Below are 24,099 nucleotides of genomic sequence, written 5' to 3'. Positions count from 1 at the left end.
TCATCTCCCACGACAGCGGACGAAGTTCATCGGGATGTCGTACAACGTCATATAACTCGCGACGATCTCCAGGATCGTGTTGCGCGTCAACATCCGACCGGCCTTGCTCTCGGCGTCGAGTAGCACCTTCATAATCATCCGGTTCCATTCACCGCTCCATTTGCGCCCCAGCTTCCAGTTTCCACCACCGTGAATGGCTTGGTGGTGTGCCAGCTCCAGCTCGACGCAGAACCCGTTGATATCCATCTCGCCTGTCAAGCCGCGCTTCTCGAACCACTCGCGGAACTCCTCGGGCATGACGTGGTGCCGCGGCGGCTCGGCCATGCCTGCCCCCGTCTTGCCCGTCACGCGCATGGCCCGCACCTCGGGCCCGTCCCCGAGCGCCTCGCGTACGCCTTGCGGCAACTCGTCATGCGCCTGCGCCAGCATCACCCCGCCCGCGTGAATCCGAACGGCGGCACCGACGGCGGGCAGCGAGAGGACACCCGCGCGTACCAACTGCCGCATCATCTCCACCCATTCGGCGGAGACGACAAGGCGCGTGCCCATCGTCACTCCGCCGCCACCCACCGTCAGGCCCGCGCCGAGCAGCGCCGGGGCTGACGGTGCCTCGGACGCCAGCAGGGGCGCTTCCAGCGCCAGGGGAAGCGACAGGAGGATGTCTCTGAGCACCAGCACCTTCCCGGTGAGCTCCACCCCCTTGCGCACATTGGTAACTGTGGCGGCGAGCGCGTCCGAGAGGTGGCCCACCAGGGCGGGGGCGTCTTGCGCCGCGGCCTCCACCTGGTCCGGCTCCAGAGAGGAGAGCGCCCGCAGGGAGGGCTCGAGCATTCCCTGCCAGTCCATCAGGTCGCGGCGCATCCTCTCCACGCTGTGGAGGGACTGGTCGAGCAGGGCATCCACGAGGTGCAGGCAGTCGAGCCAGGCGGCGAGCAGGAGCGAGCCGAGCATGGCGGCCTCCAGCCGGGGGCCCGCCATGCTCAGCAGGGCGATCTGCATGTCCGGGTCGTCCACCTCCGAGGCGGCGTCGGCCAGGCGGGTGGCGGCGGCGAGCTGGGCGTCCATCCACCGCCCCTGCTCGGTGCCGAAGTCGATGAAGCGCACGAAGAGCTCGGCATGCATGCCCGAGAGTCCTCTCCCACTGGCCTTGAGCCGGGCGAGCTCGGCGGAGGCGCGGTGGGTGGAGCCGGACACCTCGCGCAGGGCCCCTCGAAACGCCAGTTGGGCCGCGAGGGCCTCCTGCCTCGCCTTCCTCTCCGCGCTGTCCGGGCCCACCGCCGTCACTTCCACGCGAGGGGCCCGGCGCCGGTGCAGCCGCTCGGGTGCAGTGGACACGGAAGGGGAGGGCAGTATGGAGCCGGAGGTGCGTGGCGAATCGCCGTCTTGCTCCTGGACTGAGGTGGGCCCTGCGGCCTCGCGCGGTGCGTAGCGCAAGCTCGTCCTCTCGACGGAAGGTTGCGTCAGCGAGGCACAGCCGGTGGACAGCAGCGCCAGGGCGAGCAGCAGGCCTGCCCACGAGGCGCGGTGCGAGTCAGCGCGCATTGTCCACCCCCAGGCCCACGGAGGCGAAGGCCCCCGGCCGCAGCGTGCCCATCCCTTCCGGAAACAGCAGCGTGCCGCCCGTGCCCAGCGCATATAGGCGCCCGCCGAAGAGGCGCCAGCGCACCTCGGCGTCGCCCAGGTAGCGTGCCCCGGGTTGCCCCAGGCCCACCGCCAGCCCTTTTACCGCCACCTCGAGGTTGCGGTCGAAGAGCTGCACCGCCACGCGCCCGTCCACGTCGAAGCGGCCCCAGGTGAAGGTCTCGGCGGCGAGCGAAAGCTGCAACTGCTTCCACAGCCCGCCGTAGCGCACGGCATCCCAGCCCACTACCGCCTCGCCGTAGGCGGAGAAGCCGTCCGGGAAGCGCGCCTCGGCCAGCGGCACGCCCTCGGGGCCCGCGGCCCGGAAGCGCGCCAGCTCGTAGTCCGGGCCGACATAGCCCTGGCGGAAGCCGCCGTGCTGCCTGCGCACTTCCAGCCGCAGCGTCATGTCCAGCGTGGGCGTCACTGCATCCGCGCCCGCTCCCACCACTGTGCCCCACGCGCCACCCACGCCCGGCCGTCCCCCCAGCCGGCGAGCACGTGCGCCTCGAAGCCCGGGCGCACCACCACCACTGCCGTCCCGTTCACGTGTGCCAGCGTCACCGGGGAAGTCCGCCCCTCGGCCCTGCCCCAGTCATGCACGGCCGACACCGCGAGCGTGTAGCGTCCGCGCTCCTTGGGCTGGCCGAAGAGGAGGTGCTGCACGTCGAGCGCCACCTCCGCGCCCATGAGGCGCGCGCCCAGCACGTCGGAGGCGAAGGCCTCGGAGTACACCGGGCCCAGCGTGCCGGTGAGGAATGCGCCCGCCGGGTGGTAGTCCGGGTTGGTGCGGTTGGAGTAGCGGCGGATGAGGTGCCCCGAGAGGAGGCTGTAGGACTCGAGTCCGCCCACCCATAGCGCCACGGGCGCGCTGTCCGAGCCCAGCTTGAGGCCGCGCACGAGCTGCCCCCAATCCGAGAGGCTGTCCCAGTCCTCGCGGCGAACGAGGCCCGCGCCCTCACCGCCGCGCCCCAGGCGCAGTCGCACGGGAGCACCCAGGTTGACGCCCAGTTCCTCGCCCCCGTCGAGAATCAGCGTGGGCTCCACCTGGACGAAGCCCTCCTCGGTGCCCACTCCAGCCCGCGACAGCAGCGCCAGTCCCGAGGCATCCACGCGCGCGAGGTAGCGCCACGTTTCAGCCAGCGAAGCCGACTCCGGAGGCTCCAGGGCCCCTGCCGGAGGGTTGTCAGGCGCTTCCGCTTGGGTGAGCAGCAGCAACACCAGCAGCGTGGGAGTCATCGGCGCCTCCGTTAGGTGCTCCCACTCTACCGGGCACCTCCGACAAATCCGGATAGCTGCGATAGCGGGGCACACCCAACCTGATTCCTAGGGCTGGTGAGTCCAACCACACACGCCACCTGGTCATGTGTTGCCCTCGGACCCCCTCTTTGCCCGTCTGGAGCCCTCGGTGGGCTCTGGCCTGGAGCTCGCTTTGGAGACGCAGGGGACGGAGCTTCCCCCTTGACGTCATCGGGCGAAGCTGGCCCTACCTGCTGCTGAAGCGGGTCTCCAGGGAGGTGGTGGTCCACGAGCATGTGCGCGAGGGAGCGAAGGCGGGCGTCCTCGCGCTGGAGGTGGAGGGGAACGGCATTCCGGAGTCCCTCGTTATCCCGGAGGGCCGGGTGGGCGTGCTGCTTGGCGTGGAGTCGCGCACCCGGCCGAGGCAGTTCCCCACGCCATTTGGCGATGTGCGGCTCGCCGCCATCAAGGCCCTGCTACCCGCCGAGCTGGAGTACGTGTCGAAGCGCGGCGCGAAAGGTGCGGCCGAGCTGGCGCGACGCTTCGCGGAAAACGGGGAGGAGGACGTTTCGCGCGCCCATCGGCGAGTCGTGGTGTAGCCGCCACGTCAGGAAGTGCGCTCGGACAAGGGCTCCACGGCCGCCGCGTATCCGCAGCCGCACGACGCAGCAACAACAGCCGCAGGAGGGGGCGCCACTGCATGCGCCACCTCGAAGCAGTCCGAGGCCCCCCGTTCGCACCGCGTCAGCTGACCGGCACGGCACACGGCGGACGCAGCTACAGCCCCCGGGGTCTGCCCGCCTTGCCCACTTCGCGGCCTATGCATCCTCAGGGCCCTCTGCCCGAGCAACCGCGCCGTTCCGAGGCGTCGGCACTTCGGACGGTTGCTGCACGGCGCCAAGCACTCTGGCACTCCGCCTATCTGCCGTGCATGGGTGTTACCGCGCAGCGTAGATGGGAGAGATCGGCCCGAAATCGGACCGACTGGATGATGGGAGGAACCGTAGGGGCGTGGAGTGGCCCATCACCCAGCAGGTTCGGGTCAAGCCATGACGGGTGAGGTAGTGCGCAAGCCCAGGAGGGCGGGGCCCGCACGGCAGGGAGTGCCGCTCCGACGGCCCGGCTCAGGCGTGCGTGTTCCGGGGCATGCCGAGCACCGATTCCGGGCCAAGCCGAGCAGCGATTCCGGAGGAAGGTGAGCAGCCGTTCCGGGGAAGCCGAGCAGGCATTCCGGGCATGTCGAGCACCGATTCTGGTGAAGCATAGTAGCCCGAGCGCGAGACGCCCAACTGCTGGCACATGAAATCCACGGGAAAATGAGCCTTCTCCGCCTCGATGAACTCGAATTTCACTTCGAGGTCTCCTTCGCGAAGAAGGCCGCCGCTTTTTTAAGAAGTCACGCTCCATCTCCAGATGGCGCACTTCCTTGCGCAGCCTGACCAACTCCTCCCGCTCGGCCGTGGAGAGCGCGCCTGCCGGCTCCTTGCCCTTGTCGCCGTCGGTCTCGCGTACCCAGTTGCGCAGGGCCGACTCGGTCAGGTCCAGGTCCTTTGCCACCTGAGGCAAGCTCTTGCCGCCCTCACGCACCAGCCGGACCGCATCGGCCCTGAACTCCAGGGTGAAACTCCGCCTCTTCCTTCGCTCCATGAACACTACCTCCCGTGTAGCCGACTTATGAGGTGTGTCCACAAAACCGGGGCAGGCTCACAGCTCAACGAAGGCTATGAACGGACGCTGTTGTTCCATCTGCTTGAGAGGAGATCAGGGACGCCGGCCATGGAAGCGCTCGCAACGTTCATGGCCTTTGTGTGCCTCATCCGGAGACTCGAAGAGGTAGTTCACGCGTTCGTTAATGGAGAGGCACGCCGTCGTGGCATTCAAAAAAGAGGTGATCAGCGTGTGGGGCTCTATAGGCCAGATGTAAACCAGCCCATTTTCGCTCAAGGTCACGACGCCCGAGCCGTCTGGAAGGACCAACGCACGCCCTTGCTGCCGCAGAATGAGGGGACGACTCTGCTCATCCACACGCCAGATGCGAGCGGTGCCATCCGTAAAGACTGTGAGCACGCTGGATCCGTCGGGGCTGAACGCGGCGGAAGTCACTGCCGTGCCATGGTCCGCTAGGATGAAGAGTTCTTTCGTGCTGTCAGTGTGCCAGAGGCGGGCGGTGCCATCCTCGGAGACAGTGAGCACGCGGGAACCATCGGGACTGAAGGTGGCGGAATTCACTTCATCGTCACTGCTTGAGAGGATGAGAGGCTCGCCCTTGCCGTCGGTGCGCCAGATGCGAGCGGTGCCATCCACGGAGGCAGTAAGGACGCGAGATCCGTCGGGGCTGAAGGTGGCGGAATTCACTGCATTGGAATGACCTGAGAGGCTGACGGGCTCACCCTTGCCGTCGGTGCGCCAGATGCGAGCGGTGCCATCCCAAGAGGCAGTGACGACGAGGGATCCGTCGGGGCTGAAGACGGCGGAAGCCACATTGTCGGTATGGCCCCAGAGGATGAGAGGCTCGCCCTTGCCGTCGGTGCGCCAGATGCGAGCTGTGCCATCCCAAGAGGCAGTGACGACGAGGGAGCCGTCGGGGCTGAAGGTGGCGGAATTCAGTCCATCGGTATGGCCCGACAGGAGGATAGGCTCCCCCGTACCATCGGTGCGCCAGATGCGAGCAGTACCATCCAAAGAGGCGGTGAGGACGAGGGCGCCGTCGGGGCTGAAGGTGGCGGAATTCAGCCCATTGGTATGGCCTGAGAGAAGGACAGGCTCCCCCGTTCCATTGGTGCGCCAGATGTGAGCGGTGCCATCCGCATTGGCAATGACAATGTGGGAGCCGTCGGGGCTGAGGGTGGTGGACGTCAGGTCGATGGGATGGCCTGTGAAGATGCAGGGCGCCTTCGCGCCGTCCGTGTGCCAGATGCGAGCAGTACCATCCAAAGAGGCGGTGAGGACGAGGGATGCGTCGGGGCTGAAGGTGGCGTTGTATATTGCATTGGTATGGCCTGAGAGGATGATGGGTTCCTCCGGGGCGTCGATGCGCCAGATGCGAGCGGTGCCATCCCAAGAGGCAGTGAGGACGAGCGAGCCGTCGGGGCTGAAGGTGGCGAATCTGACTGCATCTTTATGGCCCGAGAGGATGAGAGGCTCGCCCTTGCCGTCTATGTGCCAGATGCGAGCGGTGCCATCCACAGAGGCAGTGAGGACGTGGGAACCGTCGGGGCTGAAGGTGGCGGAATTCACTGTATCGGTATGGCCCGAGAGGATGACAGGTTTCCCTTTGCCGTTGGTACGCCAGATGCGAGCGGTGTTATCCTCAGAGGCAGTGAGGACGCGGGAGCCGTCGGGGCTGAAGGTGGCGGAGGTCACATTTCCGGAATGGCCCGAGAGGATGAGAGGCGCCCCGGTGCCGTCGGTACGCCAGATGCGAGCGGTGCCATCCGCGGAGGCAGTGAGGACGCGGGAGCCGTCGGAACTGAAGAGCGCTGTGAATACAGTGTCCTTGTGCCCGGACAGGATGGCGCTGCTGATGGCGTGTTGACTGAGAGCCAGGGCAACCTGGTGCCATGGGTTGCCCCAGGATTCGATCTGAGGGCTTGCCTCGAGGAGCACCAGAAGTGCCTTGGTGGGATCCTCCTCAATGAGCATGTCTACTTGTTTGACCCGCGCGCTGGCCAGGACCAGGTCCTTTTGTTTCTGAGCTTCCCTGGCACTGGCGATGGCTGCTTCTTGTTGCTTGCGCGCTTCCTTGGCATTGGCTTCAGCGGCATTCTTTTGCTCCAAGGTCTCCCTGGCATTGGTGTCAGCGATCTGCTGTTGTCTTCGCGCCTCCTGGAGGTTGAGCTCAGCGGCTTCTTTTTGTCGCTGGGCCTCACTGGCGCTCGCGTCGGCGGCCTCCTGTTGTTTGCGAGCCTCCCTGAAGTTGGCCTCGGCGGATTCTTGCTGCTTGCGGGCTTCCAAGGCGTTGTCGTCGGCGAGCTGCTTTTGCCGCTGAGTCTCCATGAAGTTGGCTTCGGCGGCCTCCTGTTGCTTGCGAGCCTCCCTGGCATTGGTCTCGGAGGTGTTCTTCTGTTTCAGGGCTTCCTGGGCGTTCGCGTCGGCAAACTGCTTTTGCCGCTGAGCCTCCATGAAGTTGGCTTCGGCGGCCTCCTGTTGCTTGCGAGCCTCCCTGGCATTGGCCTCGGAGGTATTCTTCTGTTTCAGGGCTTCCTGGGCGTTCGCGTCGGCGAACTGCTTTTGCCGCTGAGCCTCCGTGGCATTGGCCTCGGCAACCCTCTGCTGTCGCAGCGCCTCTCGGGCGTTGGCATCAGCGGCTTCTTGTTGCTTTCGAGCCTCCTCGAGGTTGGCCTCGGCTGCTTGTTGCTGCCGCTGGGCTTCCTTGGCGTTGAGGCCGGCGATGCGCTGCTGCTTCTGGGCCTCCCTGGCGTTGGCCTCGGCGGCCTCCTTCTGCTTGCGTGCCTCTTCCGCGCTGGCTTCGGCGGCGCGCTGCTGGCGCTGGGCTTCCCTGGCATTGAAGTTAGCTTTGTTGGCCTGGAAGAGGGCGGCCACGGTGAGCGCAACGAGCATCATGGCCAACGTAAGAGCGAGCACGCCGCGGCGGGTGCGCAGCAAGCGCCGGCGTGTCGCGCTGGCGCGGAGGAATCCACTCTCCGCGGCGTTGAGCGCCAAGGGCTCAGTGGGTTGGCCCCCAGGTGAAACGGTGGGCAATGCGAGAGGCTCGTCGGTGCGGCGCGGGGAGGTCAGCGCCAGACCGAGCTGATCCAATCGCGCGTCCGCCCAGAGGAAGTCGCTTGCGCGATGGTGGCGGTTCCACTCGAAGGCGGCATGGGAGATACGGCGCAGCAGGAGTAGCTCGCGCTGAGCGTGGCGTGCCCAGTCATGAAGCCTGGGCCAGGCGGAGAGCAAGGCATCGTGAGCGGGCTCGACACAGGGTCCTCCGTCGTCGCTGGCCACCACGAGACGGCTGGCCTCCAGGGTGCGCAGGACACGCAGGACGCGGGAATTCTCCTCGTGGTGGGGGTACTCCAGCTCGGCGCGCGGCACCCTGCGGCGCGCCAGCTCGCCACCTTCGGGAGACACCATGCGCAGCAGCACGTTGCGCAGGGTGCGCTGGAAGGAGGGCAGCTCCGATGAGAGAACAGGCGGCAGGGCGGGCTGTCCTTCGGTGGAGGGCGGTGGCAGCCCGGAGAAGACGAGCTCGGCCCGGCGCTGGAGCGCTCCCGCGATGCCACCGCCAATGTGGTGGTAGTCCTCGAAGCAGAGGGTGCGGTCGTCCCGGCCACTGGCCAGGTAGGCGCCGAACAGCTCACTGAGGGCTACGGAGAGAAGGGGAAGGGCGCCGGGCATCTGCTCGACGTCATCCAACAGGCGCTCGACGAGGCCCGGGGAGAAGAAGAGGACACAGGACTCCGCGGGCTTCTCGATGCAGCGGCGCAGCTCGTCCCGGTTCATGGGCGGGAGGTTGAGACGGGCGCCATGCCAGAGTGCGGAGGGAAGGGCGGAGGCCTGGAGGAGGGAGAGGAAGTGGGGCTCGAAGTCCGAGCGCAGCAGCAGCAGCAGGTGGAGCCGGGGGTGCGAGAGCAGGAGGAGGCTGGACAGTGAGCGCAGGAAGGCGCGGCGCACGGAGTCCTCGAGGCAAGCGGTGACGAGCTCCTCGAGCGGGTCGATGACGAGGAGAACAGCGCGCTCGGGGTTGCGGGAGAGGAAGGAGGAGAGGAAGTCGGCGGCGGCGCGGGGCCGTGAGGCGAGGGCGGAGGCCGAGGGAGCCGCGGTATTGGGAGCCAGCGAGGCGAGCCAGGAGGACAGCGCCTGGAATGGCTGGGACGAGGGGCGCAGGGATGGGGGGACGCGCCAGGAGGGGTCCTCGGAGACGCTCGGAAGGAGGCCGGCATGGACGAGGCTGGACTTGCCCGCGCCGGAGGGGCCGCACAGCAGCAGCAGGGGCTGGGTCCTCAGTCGCTCGAGGAGGGAGTCGACGAGGCGCTCTCGGCCGAAGAAGAGGTGGCGGTGGGAGGAGGAGAAGGGGCGCAGGCCGAGGTAGGGATTGGAGCGCTGGGAGAGCGGGGCGGCGGGAGGCAGGGAGGGGAGGGAGTCGGAGAGGAGGAAGAGGAACTCGCCTCCGTCGTGCCAGTCCAGGTGCCAGAGGGAGGGAGTCTGCTGGCAGTGGGAGGGGACGAGGGAGAGGAGCCTGTCGCGCAGGAAGGTGTAGAGCTCGGCGGCGGTGAGGAGGCCGTCTTGATTGGAGTCGGCGGGGGAATGGGGTTGGAGGGCCTGGAGGAGCGCGAGGGCGAAGGGGGAGTGGAGTCCGTCGCCGAGGGACTCCTGAGAGGATTTGGCCAGGAGCCTGTCGGAGGCCAGCTCGTCGTGGGCGGTGGAAAGAAGGAGTTGGAAGGAGCGGCGGGAGGAGAAGTGACGGAAGCGCTCGAGGTGGAGGGGCGCGGGGAGGGAGGGCGCGCGGATGTCGCGCGAGGGGGAGTGGGGGAAGGCCCCGGCGAAGCAGCAGTCGAGGATGAGCAGCAGGTGGCGGCAGGGCAGCAGGCGCAGCGCGTCGCGAAGGGCGGCCATGGGCCAGTAGGAGGAGGTGTCGTCGCGGCGAGCGTCAGCGGGCAGCAGGAACCCGGAGAACTGGTGCTGCTCGTCGGTATGGGCCAGGCCATGACCGGCGAAGTAGATGAGAATCCTATCGGCAGGCGAGGGAAGGGAGGGGAGGTGATGGGAGAGCAGGAGGGAGAGGGATGAGAGGGTTGCCTGGGAGTCGAGGAGACGGATCACCTCGAAGCCCTGGCTCTCCAGGGAGTCGGCGACGGCGTTGGCGTCGCGCACGGCGTTGTGGAGGGGGGGAATGCCGTGGGAATAGGCGTTGATACCGATGACGATGGCGAGACTGCGCTCGAAGCCAGGCAGGGCCGTGTCGGAGTCTGAGGTTCGCATCGGCGGGAAGAACAAACCGATGTGAATCTGGGAATCAAGCGACGCAACCTGGAGGTCGTCCGTTGGCTACCAAGCCTGTGTCGCAAGCTGGCGGGGGATGGACGAAAACGTCCATTCTTGAGGCCAGGTGGACACATGTGTCCACCTGGTGGACGGAAGTGACCACCGGAACTCGCTGCCAAGCACTGGCGACTGCACCAGGAGGAGGTGGGCTCGGGGCTCGCCACCGGCGCTTGGGTGAGGCTGAAGTCTCACGCAAGGTCAGGAGGCGAGCCCACGATTATTCAAGGTGCGGCGGGCAGGCTCAACGGCAACTGCCTTGGACACAGTTCTTGCCGCTCGGACACACGTTGCCGCAGGTGCCGCAATTCTGCGGGTCATACTCCACCGAGGTACATCCATTCGAACAGAGTGTCCCCCCGTCTCCACAGCCGGCACTGCAACTCCCTTGCACGCAATGCTCGTTTGCAGCGCACGAGTTGCCACAGGCGCCGCAGTTCCGCGCGTCATTGGCCAGCTCGGTGCACTCCCCATTGCAGAGGACCCATCCTTGCTCGCAACCCGCTTCGCACTTGCCACCCTTGCAGGACATTCCCTTGCCACATGCATTACCGCAGGCACCACAGTGGCTTGGGTCGGCATCTAGAATGGTGCATATCCCCGAGCATTCGACTGCGGGTGCCTGACAGCGAGCCTCACAACTGCCGTTGGTGCAGGTCCGTCCAGGCTCGCAAGTATTGCCGCACTTGCCACAGTTGTTCGGATCCTTGGCGAGCACGGTACATACCCCATTGCAGAACACTCCGGGGGCGGGGCAGTCCGTCATGGGCCCACACACGCCCTCCCTGCAACCCTGCCCCGCTGGGCATTCCTTGCCGCACTGGCCGCAGTTGGCTGGATCCTCACTCAACAGTGTGCACTTGCCTCCACACAGCACACTCAGCGGAGGACACTCGGAGGGCTCAGCACACTGGCCATTCACACACACCTGTTCCGCCGAGCACGCTTTGCCGCACTGGCCGCAGTTGGCCGGATCGATCGCTACCTCCGTACACCCTGTGGCGCATGCCTGCTGAAAGGGAGCGCAGCCCATAGCCAGGCACTGTCCTTGGATACACTCCTGGTCCTCATTACAACGCGTGCCACAAGTGCCGCAGTTCTCGGTGTCCAAGGAGGTGTTGGTACACGATGTCTTGCATGCTGTTGTTTCCTCCGGGCAGGACAGCGGCATGTCCGGATCCTCTCCCGCGTCCCCTTCGCCACCATCCGGTTCCGCGATTCCTCCGTCTGTTGGCACAACACCCGCATCCTCCTGCTCCGCGGGCTTTTCGGGAGGGGTAGAAGAAGTCTGGCACCGCGCCCCGACGACGATGACCGCTACTGCCAGGAGCAGTGTACTGACGAATTTGATTTGCTGAGGCCTCACGTGTCGGCTCTCCGGGTCAAAACCCATGGTGGATCACCTGAATCAAATGCACTTGTATTTATTGACGTAATGAGCCGGGTAGTAACGCCAGCCCCAGAATGGGTACCAGGTACACTTCCTCCACCACAGCCAACCCGAACAGTGCCTGTACCAGAAGAGAATCTCGTACTCATAGCGTGCAGCGACATAAGTGCGGACCGTGCCACAGCAGGAGCCCTTGCCGTTACACGAGCCGATGCTGCACAGGGTGCCGCTGCGTGAGTTGGCCGTATAGGAGCACGCGGTGCCACCACGGGCCGTGCAGTATTTCGTACCAACGCGACACTCTCTGGTTGAGCAGGTGAGAGCGGGGATGTTGTCGACGGCGCCGTCACAGTTGTCGTCCACGAGGTTACATATCTCGGGGGGGCGCACCGTACCGGCAACGCAGACTCCAGCTTGGCAGCTGTCTGCGAGAGCGCAGGTATTGCCATCGTCGCAGGAAGAGCCATTGGGCTTGGCGGGGTTGGAGCAGGTGCCCGTGGCAGGGTTGCAGGTGCCCACATCGTGGCACTGGTCGGAGGCCGCACAGGTGACAGGGGCAGCTCCGGTACAGGTGCCGCCCTGGCAGGTATCGGTGCGAGTACAGGCATTGCCGTCGCTGCAGGAAGAGCCATTGGGCTTGGCGGGGTTGGAGCAGGTGCCCGTGGCAGGGTTGCAGGTACCCACATCGTGGCACTGGTCGGAGGCCGTACAGGTGGCAGGAGTGCCTGCGGTGCAGGTACCTGCCTGGCAGGTATCGGTGCGAGTACAAGCATTGCCGTCGCTGCAGGAAGAGCCATTGGGCTTGGCGGGGTTGGAGCAGATGCCCGTGGCAGGGTTGCAGGTACCCACATCGTGGCACTGGTCGGAGGCCGTACATGTGACAGGACTGCTTGCGGTGCAGGTACCTGCCTGGCAGGTGTCGGTGCGAGTACAGGCATTGCCGTCGCTGCAGGAAGAGCCATTGGGCTTGGCGGGGTTGGAGCAGGTGCCCGTGGCAGGGTTGCAGGTGCCCACATCGTGGCACTGGTCGGAGGCCGCACAGGTGACAGGGGCAGCTCCGGTACAGGTGCCGCCCTGGCAGGTGTCGGTGCGAGTACAGGCATTGCCGTCGCTGCAGGAAGAGCCATTGGGCTTGGTGGGGTTGGAGCAGGTGCCCGTGGCAGGGTTGCAGGTGCCCACATCGTGGCACTGGTCGGAGGCCGGACAGGTGGCAGGAGTGCCTGCGGTGCAGACACCTGCCTGGCAGGTATCCGGGGTTGTGCACGCATTGCCATCGCTACAGGCAGCGCCGTTCGGGCGGGCAGTGCACGTTCCATTCGCCGTTGCCCCGGTAACAGTGCTGCAGGCCAAGCAGTCGTCGGAAGAGTTCCCTCCACAGGCGCTGTTGCAACACACTCCGTCCACGCAGAAGCCAGAGGCACAATCCTGATTCAGGCTGCATGTGTTCCCCAGCGGTTGCCTGCTAATGAGCCTACCGCGGATGCGTGGAATCGATAGGCTTGGGTCCGGCGCGCTGTAGAGCACCAGTTGTTGGCCCGTGACGGCAGGGCTCACTACGGGGGTTTGCTCATCCGTGCTGCTGGAGATGGAAAAACCCGAACCATCCAGTACGCCGCCAGATCCGAGCAACCGGTTTCCGAAGATATCGTTATCGATGGAGTTACGTGCGTCTTGCCACACTGCCACAAGGCTGTCCCCAGCAGTGGCAATGGATGGCGCGAACTGTTCGAGCGGCGCGTTGGAGATAGCGAAGCCGGAGGCATCCAATACCGTGCCGGCACTGTTTACTCGGGTTCCGTAGATGTCGTTGGAGGTCGTCGTGTTGCGTGTATCGCTCCAGACCACGAAATAGTTCCCAGAGGCGACGTGGAATGTAACGCTGGGAGTAATCTGGCTGGCTGTAGGGCCTGGGCAAATATTGAAGGCGGAGAGGGAGGTCAAGCTACCCGCGGGCAGCAGGGCGCCATAGATATGCGAAGTCGCAGAACCGCTCCCGTCCTCCCACACCAAGAACGAGTTGGTCGCCCCTACGGCGATTGCTGGTTGGCCTTGTTCTCCAGGCCGCATGATAAGCGCAACGCCGCTCCCGTCCAACACATTGCCCGCCACGTTCACCCGGGTGCCATAGATATCCCGATTTACGTTGCGTGTATCTTGCCAGACAACAAGATAGTCGGAATCGGAGCCCCTGAAGACAACTTTCGGTAGGGTCTGGTTGTTGGTGGCGCTGGTCAGCACAATGCCCGAAGTATCTAGAACAGCCCCGTTTCCATCCACCCGTGCGCCATAGATGTCCGTGGAAGCGGGGTTGCGTTCGTCCTCCCAGACGACGAGAAAGTTGCTGCCGTCAAACGCGACGGAGGGGTTCCTCTGATCGCCACTCGCACTGGAGATGACGACGCCGCCCTTGAAGAGGGTGCCGTCGGTATTGAGCAACGCGCCGTAGATGTCTGCCCCGGTGGTGGGGCGCTGGTTGGTCCAAACGACCAGGTAATGTTTGTTCACATGATCAAATGCCACGGCCGGATTGGTCTGGGCGCCGGAAATGGCCGGGTATACTGAGTTCTCCATCTTGAAATCGGACGAGATGATCGGATCCAGCACGGCGGGGTACTCTGAAGACTCGAGCACCTCGTTCGAGATAGCGAGGCGAATCTCCCCGCCCTCATAACGTGGCATGATGGGGGTTCGTCGGCCCCGTGCATCCACCCATGTGGCCCGGCTATAGAGCAGACCCGTCTTCTTGCCCTCGCTCGCGAAATGCAAGCCATACCGGGAAGACTCCGTGTATTTCTGCCCCGTGACTCGGATGTGAACCACGAGCCCACCGCGCCCAGCGGGCTTGCGATCAAAATTCCAGCTTTGCTCAACGCCCCTCTCCATCTGGCGCACCTGCTCGACGACACTCCCCCGCTCGATGACCCAGTCCCCGTCAGTCGTGGCGCGTCCACGCCCAGCGGTCAAGGCCAGTGGATTCCCCCCTCTTTCCATCGCGATCGTCTCGAAAGTGGCGGGCGCTCCCTCCTCTCTTTCGATTACCAGTTCTGGCGTGGTTAGCGACTGCTGACGTGGACGGATGGGGGTCACAGTGAAAGTGGCTCCCGTTGCGTGCACCTGGTATGTCTCATGCTGTCCCACCAGAGATGACAACTCTCCTGAGGGCGTGGCGCCATGGGCCTCGTGCTGAGTTGCCCGCACCGGCTCCGGCATGTTCTCGGTGGGCGTTCTCTGACCTACACCTTGCTCGGTCTTCCATGAATAGCCAGCCCAGATGGCTACCAGGAGAAAACCGAGAACACCACCGATTGCGAGCCGAAACTGTTTGTGGCGCAAAGGTAATATCTCCAAAGGATACAAGTTATCGGATTCTAGCTTAAGGGCAGGATACTTGATTGGTGGTCATACTTCTGTGCTGTTTGAGTGAGGAGATGCCGGGCGGGAGAGCGCGAAGGGTATTTGTTGTTTGCAACGCCAATGAGTCCTAGGGTTTTGTTTGCAACGCCAATGAGTCCTAAAGTTTGTCAGGATTTCTGCTGAAATCCCCCGGAGATGCCGAAGCCAAGCAATATGACGCGGCACAATGCGCTGAACCTCAAGGTCATCTCTTGTCTTTCCTGGAGGACGCTCCGGCAGTCTCCAATGCAAGAGGGGATACCCCTGACGCTCCCCTCCTGCCCTGGGGCTGTGACTCCAGTCGAGGTGTTGCTTAGCAAGCAGTGAGCCAGTGCATGGCAGCGGGGCTTCGTCAGAGGGAAGAACGCCTTGGCTCCTCTTCCGAGTCTGGACGGAACCGGCCACTGGGACGTGGAGATTGGACAGAACCATCCACGCCCGTCAGCTCACGTCTCCGGCTCACCCTCTTCCTGCTGCTCTCCCCCAGATTGGGAGTCATCGAGATCCTTGATGACGTGGCTTCTGTGCTGGTCGGGGAGGAGGCTGAGGTGGTGACGGATGTATGGTGTACTGAGACGAGGGCTGCGCCTGCTGTTTCAAGTGCAAGGTGTGTAACCCAGCAGAGCGCCAGTCCCTCTGCATCAAATGGCAGTACGAGAAGCCGGGCGCCTTCATGTGCCAGCGCATGGCTCATGAGGGTGCCCGGAAGTTTGAGGAGCAATAGTCAGGAATGGAGCCTGCTGAGATGTGCTCTCAAGGCCTGTTTCGGTAGGCTCCTTCTTCTTTTCCCTGCCCGAGGAGCAACCGGCCAGGGGTGAGGCTTGCTGAAATTGGCTCTTAGTACTACGGTTGTACTTTGAGCCGAGGATTACTGCGGCGGTAGTGGCACAGCTTGGCGATGGCTTGGTGTCGTCGCCTTCAGCGGCTCCACCGCAGCACGAAGTCCACCGTCGGGCGAATCGCCCAGACGAGTGCCAGCAGCAGACGTCTTATCTCCTGGACGGAGAGGCGGACGCGGAGAGCAGGCCCTGGCGCCGACGAAACGCGGTCATCCGGCTTCTGCGGTGCGGCAGGCCCAGAGCTTTTGGGGGAGGCAGCTGCTCCTCGGTATTGGCCAGCGAGCGCGCTGCGGCCAAGTACGCATGGGCCACCAGGCACAACGTCATGTGGCGGTACCAGCCGGTGTAGCTGCGCACTTCATAGTCGCCCAGCCCGACCTCGCCCTTTCCCGACTCGAAGCACTCCTCTACCGGCCAGCGACTGCCAGCGGCCTTCACCATGGCATCCAGCGAGGTATTGGCGGGCGCGTGCACCAAGTAGTGCGCCACGTTGCTAGGGTCCGCGAGGCTTCTGCGGAACAGCAGCCACCGGGCCAGCGTGCCGGTATGCGAGTTGACCCGGACGAGCGCCCAGTCGTACAGGCGCGGGCCCTTGCTGCCTGCTCCCGCGGACAGGCGCGTCCAGTCCTCTGGCTCCAGCTCGGACAACACACGGCCAGCCGGCACCTGCACGAAGCCTCGCCATACGTAGGTATTGGAGGCCACCGCGAGCACGTACCGTTGGTGGCGTTGCTCCAGGAAGCGGCGCAACTCGCCGTCGCGGCCATACACCTCGTCACCCGTCACCCACGAGGGGCGCAAACCCGCCTCGAAGGCTCGCAGCAACATGGCGTGAGCCAGTTGGGTCTTGGTGCGGAATGCCGCCTCGTCCGGAACACCGGCCTGCTGACACCGGGGTTTGTTCCGCGTCCACTCCTCCGGCAGGTACAGTTCCCTGTCTACCAGCGAATGGCCTCGAGGCGTTTCGTACGCGAGGAAGACACCCACTTGGCAGTTCTCAATCCGCCCGGCAGTGCCCGTGTATTGGCGTGCCACGCCGGCCGACTTGTCGCCCTTCTTCAAGAATCCCGTCTCGTCCACCACGAGCACGCCGCCCTCGCCGAGCCGCTCGCGCATGTACGCCAGCACGCCATCTCGCACGGCCGCCTCGTCCCACTTCGCCCGCAGCAGCAGGTGTTGGAAGCAATACGGCGCGGCCTTGCCAGCCTCCTCGGCCAGGCCCCACGCATTCTTCCTCTCTGCTCGCGATAGCAGTGCCTTCACGTAGCTGCTGGCTGCCTCGTGCGCCTCTCGTCGGCGGAAGTGCGATCCCAGCCGTGCAGTGACTCGCTCGAACTCTTCGACCAGCCTCTGTGCAAGGACCATCTCGGCAGGCTCGGTCGCGACCTGCGCCTTCATGGGAAACCTCCGGTTACCTCTGCTGTTGGTTCAACAGAGGCCACCGCTCAGGTCTTCCGAACTACAGCTGTAGTATTAGAACCTGTTCCGGTAGGAGGCTGCTCTGCACCCTCGCCCGAGGAGCAGCCTGCTAGGGTTCAGCTCTACCGGAACATGCTCTTAGGGAGACTGGACCAGTCGTGCCATCACACGCTCGCTGTTGGTGCTCGGCGAGGGATTGGAACGGCGATAGACGACGAGCGAACTTTCTCCTCCCATAGAGACAACCGTGGGCTCGACTTCAGCCTCCGGCTCGGTGGAGATGGAAATGCCGCTGGTGTCGAGCACCTTGCCCAGTTCGTTGACCCGCGCCCCGTAGATGTCAGAGAAACTAGAGCCGCTGCGGGTATCCTGCCAGACGACCAGGAAGTTCGCCCCGTCGTAGGCCACGACGGGGTAATACTGGTCGTTGGTGGCGGCAGAGATGGAAATACCGCTGGTGTCGAGCACCGTGCCGTCACCGCTCACCCGCGCCCCGTAGATGTCAGAGCCCGTGCTGCTGCGGTATTCATTCCACACGACCAGGAAGTTGATCCCGTTGTGGGTCACCGAGGGATGTTGTTTGTAATTGGTGGTGCTGGAAATGAGGATGCCACTGGTGTCGAGCACCGTACCGTCGCTGCTCACCCGTGCACCGTAGATATCAGGGTTGCTGCCACTGCGGTAGTCTTGCCATGCAACCAAGAAGCTCCCGTTGAAGGTCACGACGGGGTAATACTGGTCGTTGGTGGCGGCAGAGATGGGAATGCCGCTGGTGTCGAGTACTGTGCCAGCGCTGCTCACCCGCGCACCGTAGATGTCATAGGATGTGGACGTGCCACTGCGATAGTCCGTCCAAACGACCAGGAAGTTCGTCCCGTCGTAGGCCGCGACGGGGTTATACTGGTCGTTGGTGGTGGTAGAGATGGGAATGCCGCTGGTGTCGAGTACCGTGCCGTCGATGCTCACCCGCGCACCGTAGATGTCAGAGCTCGTGCTGCCGCGGTATTCACTCCACACAACCAGGAAATCTGTCCCGCCATAGACTACTTTGGGGGAGTACTTATTATTGCCGATAGCAATAGGGATACCGCTGGTGTCGAGCACTTCCGTACCTGTTTCGTCTACCCGTGCACCATAGATCGTGGAGATGCCGCTGCGGGTATCCCGCCAGACGACCAGGAAGTTCGTCCCATCGTGAGCCACTGCAGGATTGTACTGGCCGTTCGCGGATCTAGAGACGGCGATGTCGCTCGCATCGAGCACCATGCCGGTGCTGCTCACCCGCGCACCATAGATGTTTGAACTGTTGGGGCGGCTATAGTCCGTCCAAACGACCAGGAAGTTCGTCCCGTCGTGGGCTACCGCAGGAGTATCCGTGTTGCTGGCGGAGGTGGAGAGGAGGATGCCACTGGTATCGAGGACCGTGCCGGTGCTGTTCACCCGCGCAGCATAGATGTCGTAGCTGGCGTAGTCCCGCCACACGACCAGGCAGTTCGTCCCCTCTCGCGCCAGTGCAGGGGATTTTTGGTCGTTGGTGGCAGTGGAGATGGGGATGCCGCTGGGGTTGCGCACCACACCCGTACCGCTCACCCGAGCACCGTAGATGTCATAGTTCGTGCCGCTGCGGTAGTCCTGCCACGCGACCATGAAGTCCACCCCATTGTAGGCCACTGCGGGGGATTCCTGCGCATTGACAGCATTGGAAATGAGAATGCCGCTGGCGTTGAGTACCGTGCCAGTGTTGCTCACTCGAGCGCCATAGATGTCAGCGCTGCTGCCGCTGCGGGTGTCCTGCCACACGACCAGGGAGTTCGTTCCGTTGCTGGCCACGGCGGGGGTGACCTGGTTGTTGGCGGCGGTGGAGATGGGGATGCCGCTGGCGTCGAGCACGGTGCCGGTGCCGCTCACCCGAGCACCGTAGATGTCATAGTTCGTGCCGCTGCGGTAGTCCTGCCAGACGACCAGGAAGTTCGTTCCGTCGTAGGTCGCCATGGGGTTGTACTGTTCGTTGTTGGCCGTGGAGATGGGGATGCCGCTGGTGTCGAGCACGGTGCCGGTGCCGCTCACCCGAGCACCGTAGATGTCAGTGCTGCTGCCGCGGTTGTCCTGCCAGACGACCAGGAAGTTCGTTCCGTCCTGGGCCACGGCGGGCGCGTACTGGCTATTGATTGCATTTGAGATGCGAATGCCAGTGGTGTCGAGCACGGTGCCGGCATTGCTCACCCGAGCACCGTAGATGTCATAGCTGTTGTTGCTGCGGTAGTCACCCCAAACGACCAGGAAGTTCGTTCCGTTGTGGGCTATCGCAGGGTCCCATTGGCTGTTGTCTGCAGGACCATTCACTGGATCGTCCATGCCAATCTCTGGCGAAACGATGGGGTCGAGCACGGCCGGGTAGGCTGACGCATCCACCACCTGCGCCGGTACGCGCAATACGATGCTGTCCGCTTCGAAACGGGAGGGCACGGGGGTGCGTTGGCCCTCCGCATCCACCCAGGTGCCATGGCCGTAGCGCACGCCCAGACCGGCGCTCCCCGTGGCGAAGTGCAACCCATTGGCCGTCTCTCCGAGGAAGCGTCCGCTCTTCACCGGCAGCCGCACCTCGATGTCCCCCGTTCCACCGGGCTTCTGCTCGAAACTCCAGCTCTGTTCCACTCCGTCCTTGTTGTTGTGGAAGTGTTCGGCCACCCAACCACGAACTATGGTAAGGCCATCGGAGTCCTGCGCTTGGCCCTTCGCTTCGTGGCTCGACAGCAGCATGCCTCCACGGGTCACGTGGGCGGCGCCGAAGCTCACGGGGGCTCCTTCCACATGCTCTTGCGTGGGGGACGCCAGTCGTTGCGCCCCGTGCTCCTGAGAGAGCCGTGAGATCTCGGTTCCCTCGGGCTGACTCCGTGGGTAGTGGTAGGGCGTGACGCTAAAACTGTCGGTCTCCACCCGCACAGCGTAGGTGCTGTGCCCTCCCTCCCAGGTAGAGCCCTGGGGCCGGAAGGCGAAGTGCACCTGGTCCATGATCTTCTGCACGTCGAATGGGGGGCTCACCTGCCCGGAGCCCGCGGGGGCTTCGTTGGACGAGGGCAGTGTACGTTCTTCCTGGGCGCATCCAGAGAACAACCAGGCCGCGAGAAATCCCGCAGCCCAGCGGCTGTTCGAAGTGAGACTCATTGTTGAAACCTCCGTACCTGGGGCTATCCGTCCACCACGACAGGAGGGGGCGCCCCCCGACACTCCCCTCCTGCCCTGGGGGGCTGGGTGACTTCAGCCGAGGTGATGACTAGCAAGCAGTGAGCCAGTGCATGGCCGCGGAGGTTTCTTCAGAGGGAAGAACGTCCTGGAGCCCCTTCCGAGCCTGGACGGAGTCGACCACCGGGACGTGGAGGTTGGACAGAACCGTCCACGTGCGTCGGTTCACACCACCGGCTCGCCCTTGTCTTCGTCCTCGCCAGATTCGGAGTCGTCGAGGTTCTTGAGGAAGCGCTCGACGGCCTTGCGGTTCCACCCCAGCTTCTTGCCGGCCTCCGTCTTGTTGTCACGCGCCTGTTCCATTGCCTCCAGCACAAGGGCCTTGGTGATGACGTGGCTTCTGTCCTGGCCGGGGAGGGGAAGGGAGAGGAGCTGCCGAGCCATATGGCTCAACAGCTCCTCCAGCACGTCACCCGGGGCTCCATTGGACTCCAGGGGGAGATAGCGCTCGAGCATCTCCGCGTCGATGCGCTCGGAGTCGGCGAGGATGGCCAGCCGGTAGATGGCGTTGCGCAGCTCGCGGATGTTACCCGGCCAGGGTCGTCGGCAGAGCTGCTCGATGGCCTCCTGCGTGAAATGCAATGGCTTGCGGTGCCCGGCGACGAAGTGCTGGACGAGCGCCGGGATGTCCTCCCGGTGCCCCGAGAGCGGGGGGACGCGGATCAACAGCACGTTGAGCCGGTGGAAGAGGTCCTCGCGGAACTGCCCTTTTCGGACGCGCTCCTGGAGGTCGACGTGGGTGGCGGCGACGATGCGGCCCTGGAAGAACTGTTCGCGGGCGGTGGGACCGACGGGCCTGAAACGTCGCGTCTCCAGGACGCGCAGCAGCCTGGCCTGGAGGGCCGGGGTCAGCTCGGCCACCTCGTCCAGGAAGAGGGTGCCTCGCCGCACGAGCGTGAAGTACCCGTCCTGGTCCCGGGTGGCGTCGGTGAAGGCGCCCCGGACGTGTCCGAAGAGCTGATCCTCGACCAGGGTCTCGGCGAGTGCACCGCAGTTGATGTCGAAGAAGGGCTCGGAGGGATGGGGACCGAGCTTGTGGATGCCCTGGGCCACCAGCTCCTTTCCGGAGCCCGTCGGCCCCAGGATGAGGACGGGCACCGGTTCCTGGAGGTCGGCCGTGGCCACTCGCTGGAGCAGGGCTCGCAGGTTCTGCATGGCCACCGAGGTGCCAATGAGTCCAAGGTTCGAGTCGGGGGCTCCTCGGGCCCGGAGGTCCAGCAACTCCTGATTCAGCTCGAGCTTGTGGCGCAGCTCCTTGATGATGATGGGGACCCGCTGATCGATTTCCGTCTTGAGCACGTAGTCTTCGGCGCCCAGCTTCATGGCCTCGCGGATCTCGTTGGGCTGGCTGTGGCTGCTCACCACGACGGGCACCGTCTGGTAACGGCCGCGGATCTCCTGGACGAGTGTGAAGCCATCCCGGTTCCGGATGTCTTGAGAGAGCTGTAGATCGATGAAGGCGATGTCGAGCACGGCCTCCTCGAGGATCTGCCGGGCCTCGGCCAGGTTGCTGGCGCGATGGAGCTCGATGTTTCCGAGGGATTGCAGGATGCCGGACAGACTCCTCAGCGCCATTCTCTCGTCATCGACGATGAGGACCCTGAGAAGCCGCTGTTCATTCGTATCGTCGAAGTTCATGGCGGGTGGGGAAGGGTGAGTCGGAACAACGTGCGCTCCGATTCACGCCGGAAGGAGATGTCCCATTGGAAGGTGTAGGCGATGCGCTGGACCACGGTCAGTCCAATGCCATACCCTCCCTGCTTCGTGCTGATGCGGCGGCTGGTGAAGAGGGCGGGCGCCACATGCTCTGGGATGCCAGGGCCTGTGTCCCAGACGTCGAGGAGCTGACCCCCGGGACCCTGGTGGAGACGGATGCCAATAGCTCCCGCCTCGGGGGTCGCCTGGGCTGCGTTGCGCAGGAGGTTGCTGAGGAGCTGCACGAGGGCGCCCCCCTCGGCGTTCACGGTCAGCTCGGGGGGGACATCGATCGTGACGGACAGCTTCTTTTCGTGGATCGGCTCGCGGACGAGCAGGAGCGCTCGCTGGATGTGTCCGAGGAGCTGGAGTGGAGCGAGCCGGGGGGTGGGGAGCTGGAGTCGGCGCAGGGAGTCGAGCATCCGCTTCATGCGGTCGACCTCATCGCGTGCGAAGGAGAGGTCCTCCTCGTCGAGCGGCTGACCGCTGGCACCTCGCCGGAGGAGATCCTGGAGGAAGTTCAGGGGATAGACCATCTCGTGGCACAGCTCCTCACTCAACGCACTGAGCGTCAGCTGTTTTTCTTTCTGGGCCGCGCCCACCTCAAGGCGCCTGATGGACTCGAGCTCCTGAACGACCTCGGCGTTGTGAAGGGCCAGGGCACCCAGGCTGGCGAGCGTCTCCAGCAGGTGGATGTCTTCCTGGGTGTAGAGGGCCGCCCCACGCTTGGGAGCGACGAGCAGCACGGCTCGAAGCTCTCCCAGCGAGCGCATGGGGAGCAGGAGGTGCTGATCGCGGGGGCTTTGCGCCGTCCAGAGGTTTTCCCCCCGTGCGAGCCGCTCCTGGGAGTCACCAGGAAGATAGGAGAGCTCGACAAGCGCTCCGGGCTCGACAACCTGGGCCGAGAGGGTGGGAAGGGTCTTCACCACCGCCTCCTCCACGGCTCGCCGGATGGCGGGAATGTCACGCAGTGCGGCCAGCCTGTCACTGAGGCCCTGGACGGTGCCTCGGAATGCAAGGGTGGAGGGGAAGAACAGCCGCGTCTGAATGTGCCGGGCGAGCACCATCAAGAGGAGGAAGAGTGCGAAGCCCAGCAGGAAGAGCAGATCAAGCACGACCTGTCCGTTCCGGGTGGCCAGATAGGCCAGGTATGTGCCCAGGACCGACAGGAGGATGGCCCCCAGGGCGAATGGAACCCTCAACATCCTCGAGGTCAGCACCGTCCGGGCTTCCAGGATGTTGTTGCGAATCAAGGCGTATCCGATGGAGAGCGGAAAGAGGAGGACCGCGAAGGGCAGCACCAGGTGTCGCACGTCCCTGCCGGTGATGAGGGAGAGCACGTGCACGAGTGCCAGCAGCAAGGGCGTGGTGATGAGGCCCCAGGACGCGGTGACCAACTCGGTGCGTTCCAGTCCCGTGCTACGCCGCATCCGGAGGAGGACGATCCCCGCGAGGGTTACGAAGCTGGGGGCCATCAGATGATCGATGGCATTGCGGATGGGGTAGACATTCCATCCGGTGAAGCGCGCCACCACGAGACCGGTGGCCGTTCCGGCTCCCAGCACCGTCAGGACGATGAGCCCGCGGCGAATGATAGTCGCCCTCCACCGGGGTGGCCTTGGGAAGGCATAGGCCAGCCAGAGCGCCCCGAGCGGAATGCCTACCGCCGAAACCGAGAAGAACGGCGCGAGCCATGCATTCGTGTGGTAGTCGTAGAAGGAGAGCAGGAGAAGAAAGGTCACGACCGACCAGAACGTGTAGGCACGCCGCGCGGCGGGACGGCCGCACACGGTGAAGACCAGGCCTCCGGACCAGAGCACCAGCCAAGCCGCCAGCGCATACGCGACGAAGAAGAACAGGAGCTCTTCGGCACCGAAGCAGCTGACGCGGGAGTGGATGGGAGGGAAAGATCGACCCCGCGGATCCTCGAACTCGAGGTGGGCCATCGAGTCTCTGGAGGTGCCCGCCATGAGCTCGTAGAGCTCCAGGGGTGATGGAAGAGGGGCCTTCTCCGGCAGAGTCACTCCATTCACGGCCACCAGGCGGTGGCTCACGTGCGGGCGGGGCTCGGTGCGCTCCCACGAGGGCAACTCGACGATCGAATAGAAGTGGTAGGCATCCACCAGGAGCGAGGGGAAATGCTTGCCCAGGGTGGTGTACGCGCTGGCCGCGGCAACCCCCGTGAGCACGAATGCCAGGAGCGACGGGAAGAGCAGGCGATGTCCCCGAGGGTGTTGGACTCGCGAATTCGTTGCTGGGGCCATCGTTCTTCCTGGT

8 protein-coding genes and 2 pseudogenes are annotated in these 24,099 nt (G+C 64.6%); 1 reads left to right on the top strand and 9 read right to left on the bottom strand.

What is annotated here, in order from left to right:
- Positions 1–1,542 carry a DUF2380 domain-containing protein gene (locus DAT35_RS16990; protein ID WP_108068085.1) on the bottom strand — a complete coding sequence of 514 codons (1,542 nt, stop codon included), beginning with the start codon at positions 1,540–1,542 and terminating at the stop codon, positions 1–3.
- Positions 1,532–2,859: pseudogene (locus DAT35_RS16985) on the bottom strand (hypothetical protein). Before DAT35_RS16985 ends, DAT35_RS16990 begins: the two are co-directional and overlap by 11 nt.
- A gap of 281 nt (positions 2,860–3,140) precedes the next feature.
- Here DAT35_RS16985 and DAT35_RS16980 point away from each other — a divergent pair.
- Positions 3,141–3,458: a hypothetical protein gene (locus DAT35_RS16980; protein ID WP_146209754.1), complete on the top strand. Its 318-nt coding sequence runs from the start codon at positions 3,141–3,143 to the stop codon at positions 3,456–3,458.
- Positions 3,459–4,118: 660 nt separating this feature from the next.
- Here the strand turns inward: DAT35_RS16980 and DAT35_RS16975 are convergent.
- The 7 genes and pseudogenes from DAT35_RS16975 to DAT35_RS16940 all read right to left on the bottom strand — a co-directional run.
- A pseudogene (locus DAT35_RS16975) lies at positions 4,119–4,506 on the bottom strand (transposase); the annotation flags it as partial.
- 114 nt (positions 4,507–4,620) lie between these two features.
- The gene (locus tag DAT35_RS16970) at positions 4,621–9,783 is read right to left on the bottom strand and encodes a caspase family protein (protein ID WP_108068083.1); all 5,163 of its coding nucleotides are present in this window, start codon (positions 9,781–9,783) and stop codon (positions 4,621–4,623) included.
- A 1,468-nt stretch (positions 9,784–11,251) separates the two neighbouring features.
- Positions 11,252–14,566, bottom strand: a complete 3,315-nt coding sequence (locus DAT35_RS58185) for a hypothetical protein (protein ID WP_146209753.1) — start codon at positions 14,564–14,566, stop codon at positions 11,252–11,254.
- 1,049 nt (positions 14,567–15,615) lie between these two features.
- Positions 15,616–16,863, bottom strand: coding sequence for an IS701 family transposase (locus DAT35_RS16955; protein WP_108068080.1), 1,248 nt, complete (start codon positions 16,861–16,863; stop codon positions 15,616–15,618).
- 159 nt (positions 16,864–17,022) lie between these two features.
- The gene (locus DAT35_RS16950; protein WP_146209752.1) at positions 17,023–19,680 is read right to left on the bottom strand and encodes a hypothetical protein; all 2,658 of its coding nucleotides are present in this window, start codon (positions 19,678–19,680) and stop codon (positions 17,023–17,025) included.
- Between the two features lie 612 nt (positions 19,681–20,292).
- Positions 20,293–21,765 (bottom strand): sigma-54 dependent transcriptional regulator, encoded by a 1,473-nt coding sequence (locus tag DAT35_RS16945; RefSeq protein WP_108068078.1) that lies wholly within the window; start codon positions 21,763–21,765, stop codon positions 20,293–20,295.
- Positions 21,762–24,086, bottom strand: coding sequence for an ATP-binding protein (locus DAT35_RS16940; RefSeq protein ID WP_108068077.1), 2,325 nt, complete (start codon positions 24,084–24,086; stop codon positions 21,762–21,764). Before DAT35_RS16940 ends, DAT35_RS16945 begins: the two co-directional genes overlap by 4 nt.
- Positions 24,087–24,099: the final 13 nt, after the last annotated feature.

The organism is Vitiosangium sp. GDMCC 1.1324 (genome assembly GCF_003044305.1).
In the GTDB taxonomy this organism is placed as follows: Bacteria; Myxococcota; Myxococcia; order Myxococcales; family Myxococcaceae; genus Archangium.
This window is presented reverse-complemented; position numbering and strand designations above follow the sequence as displayed.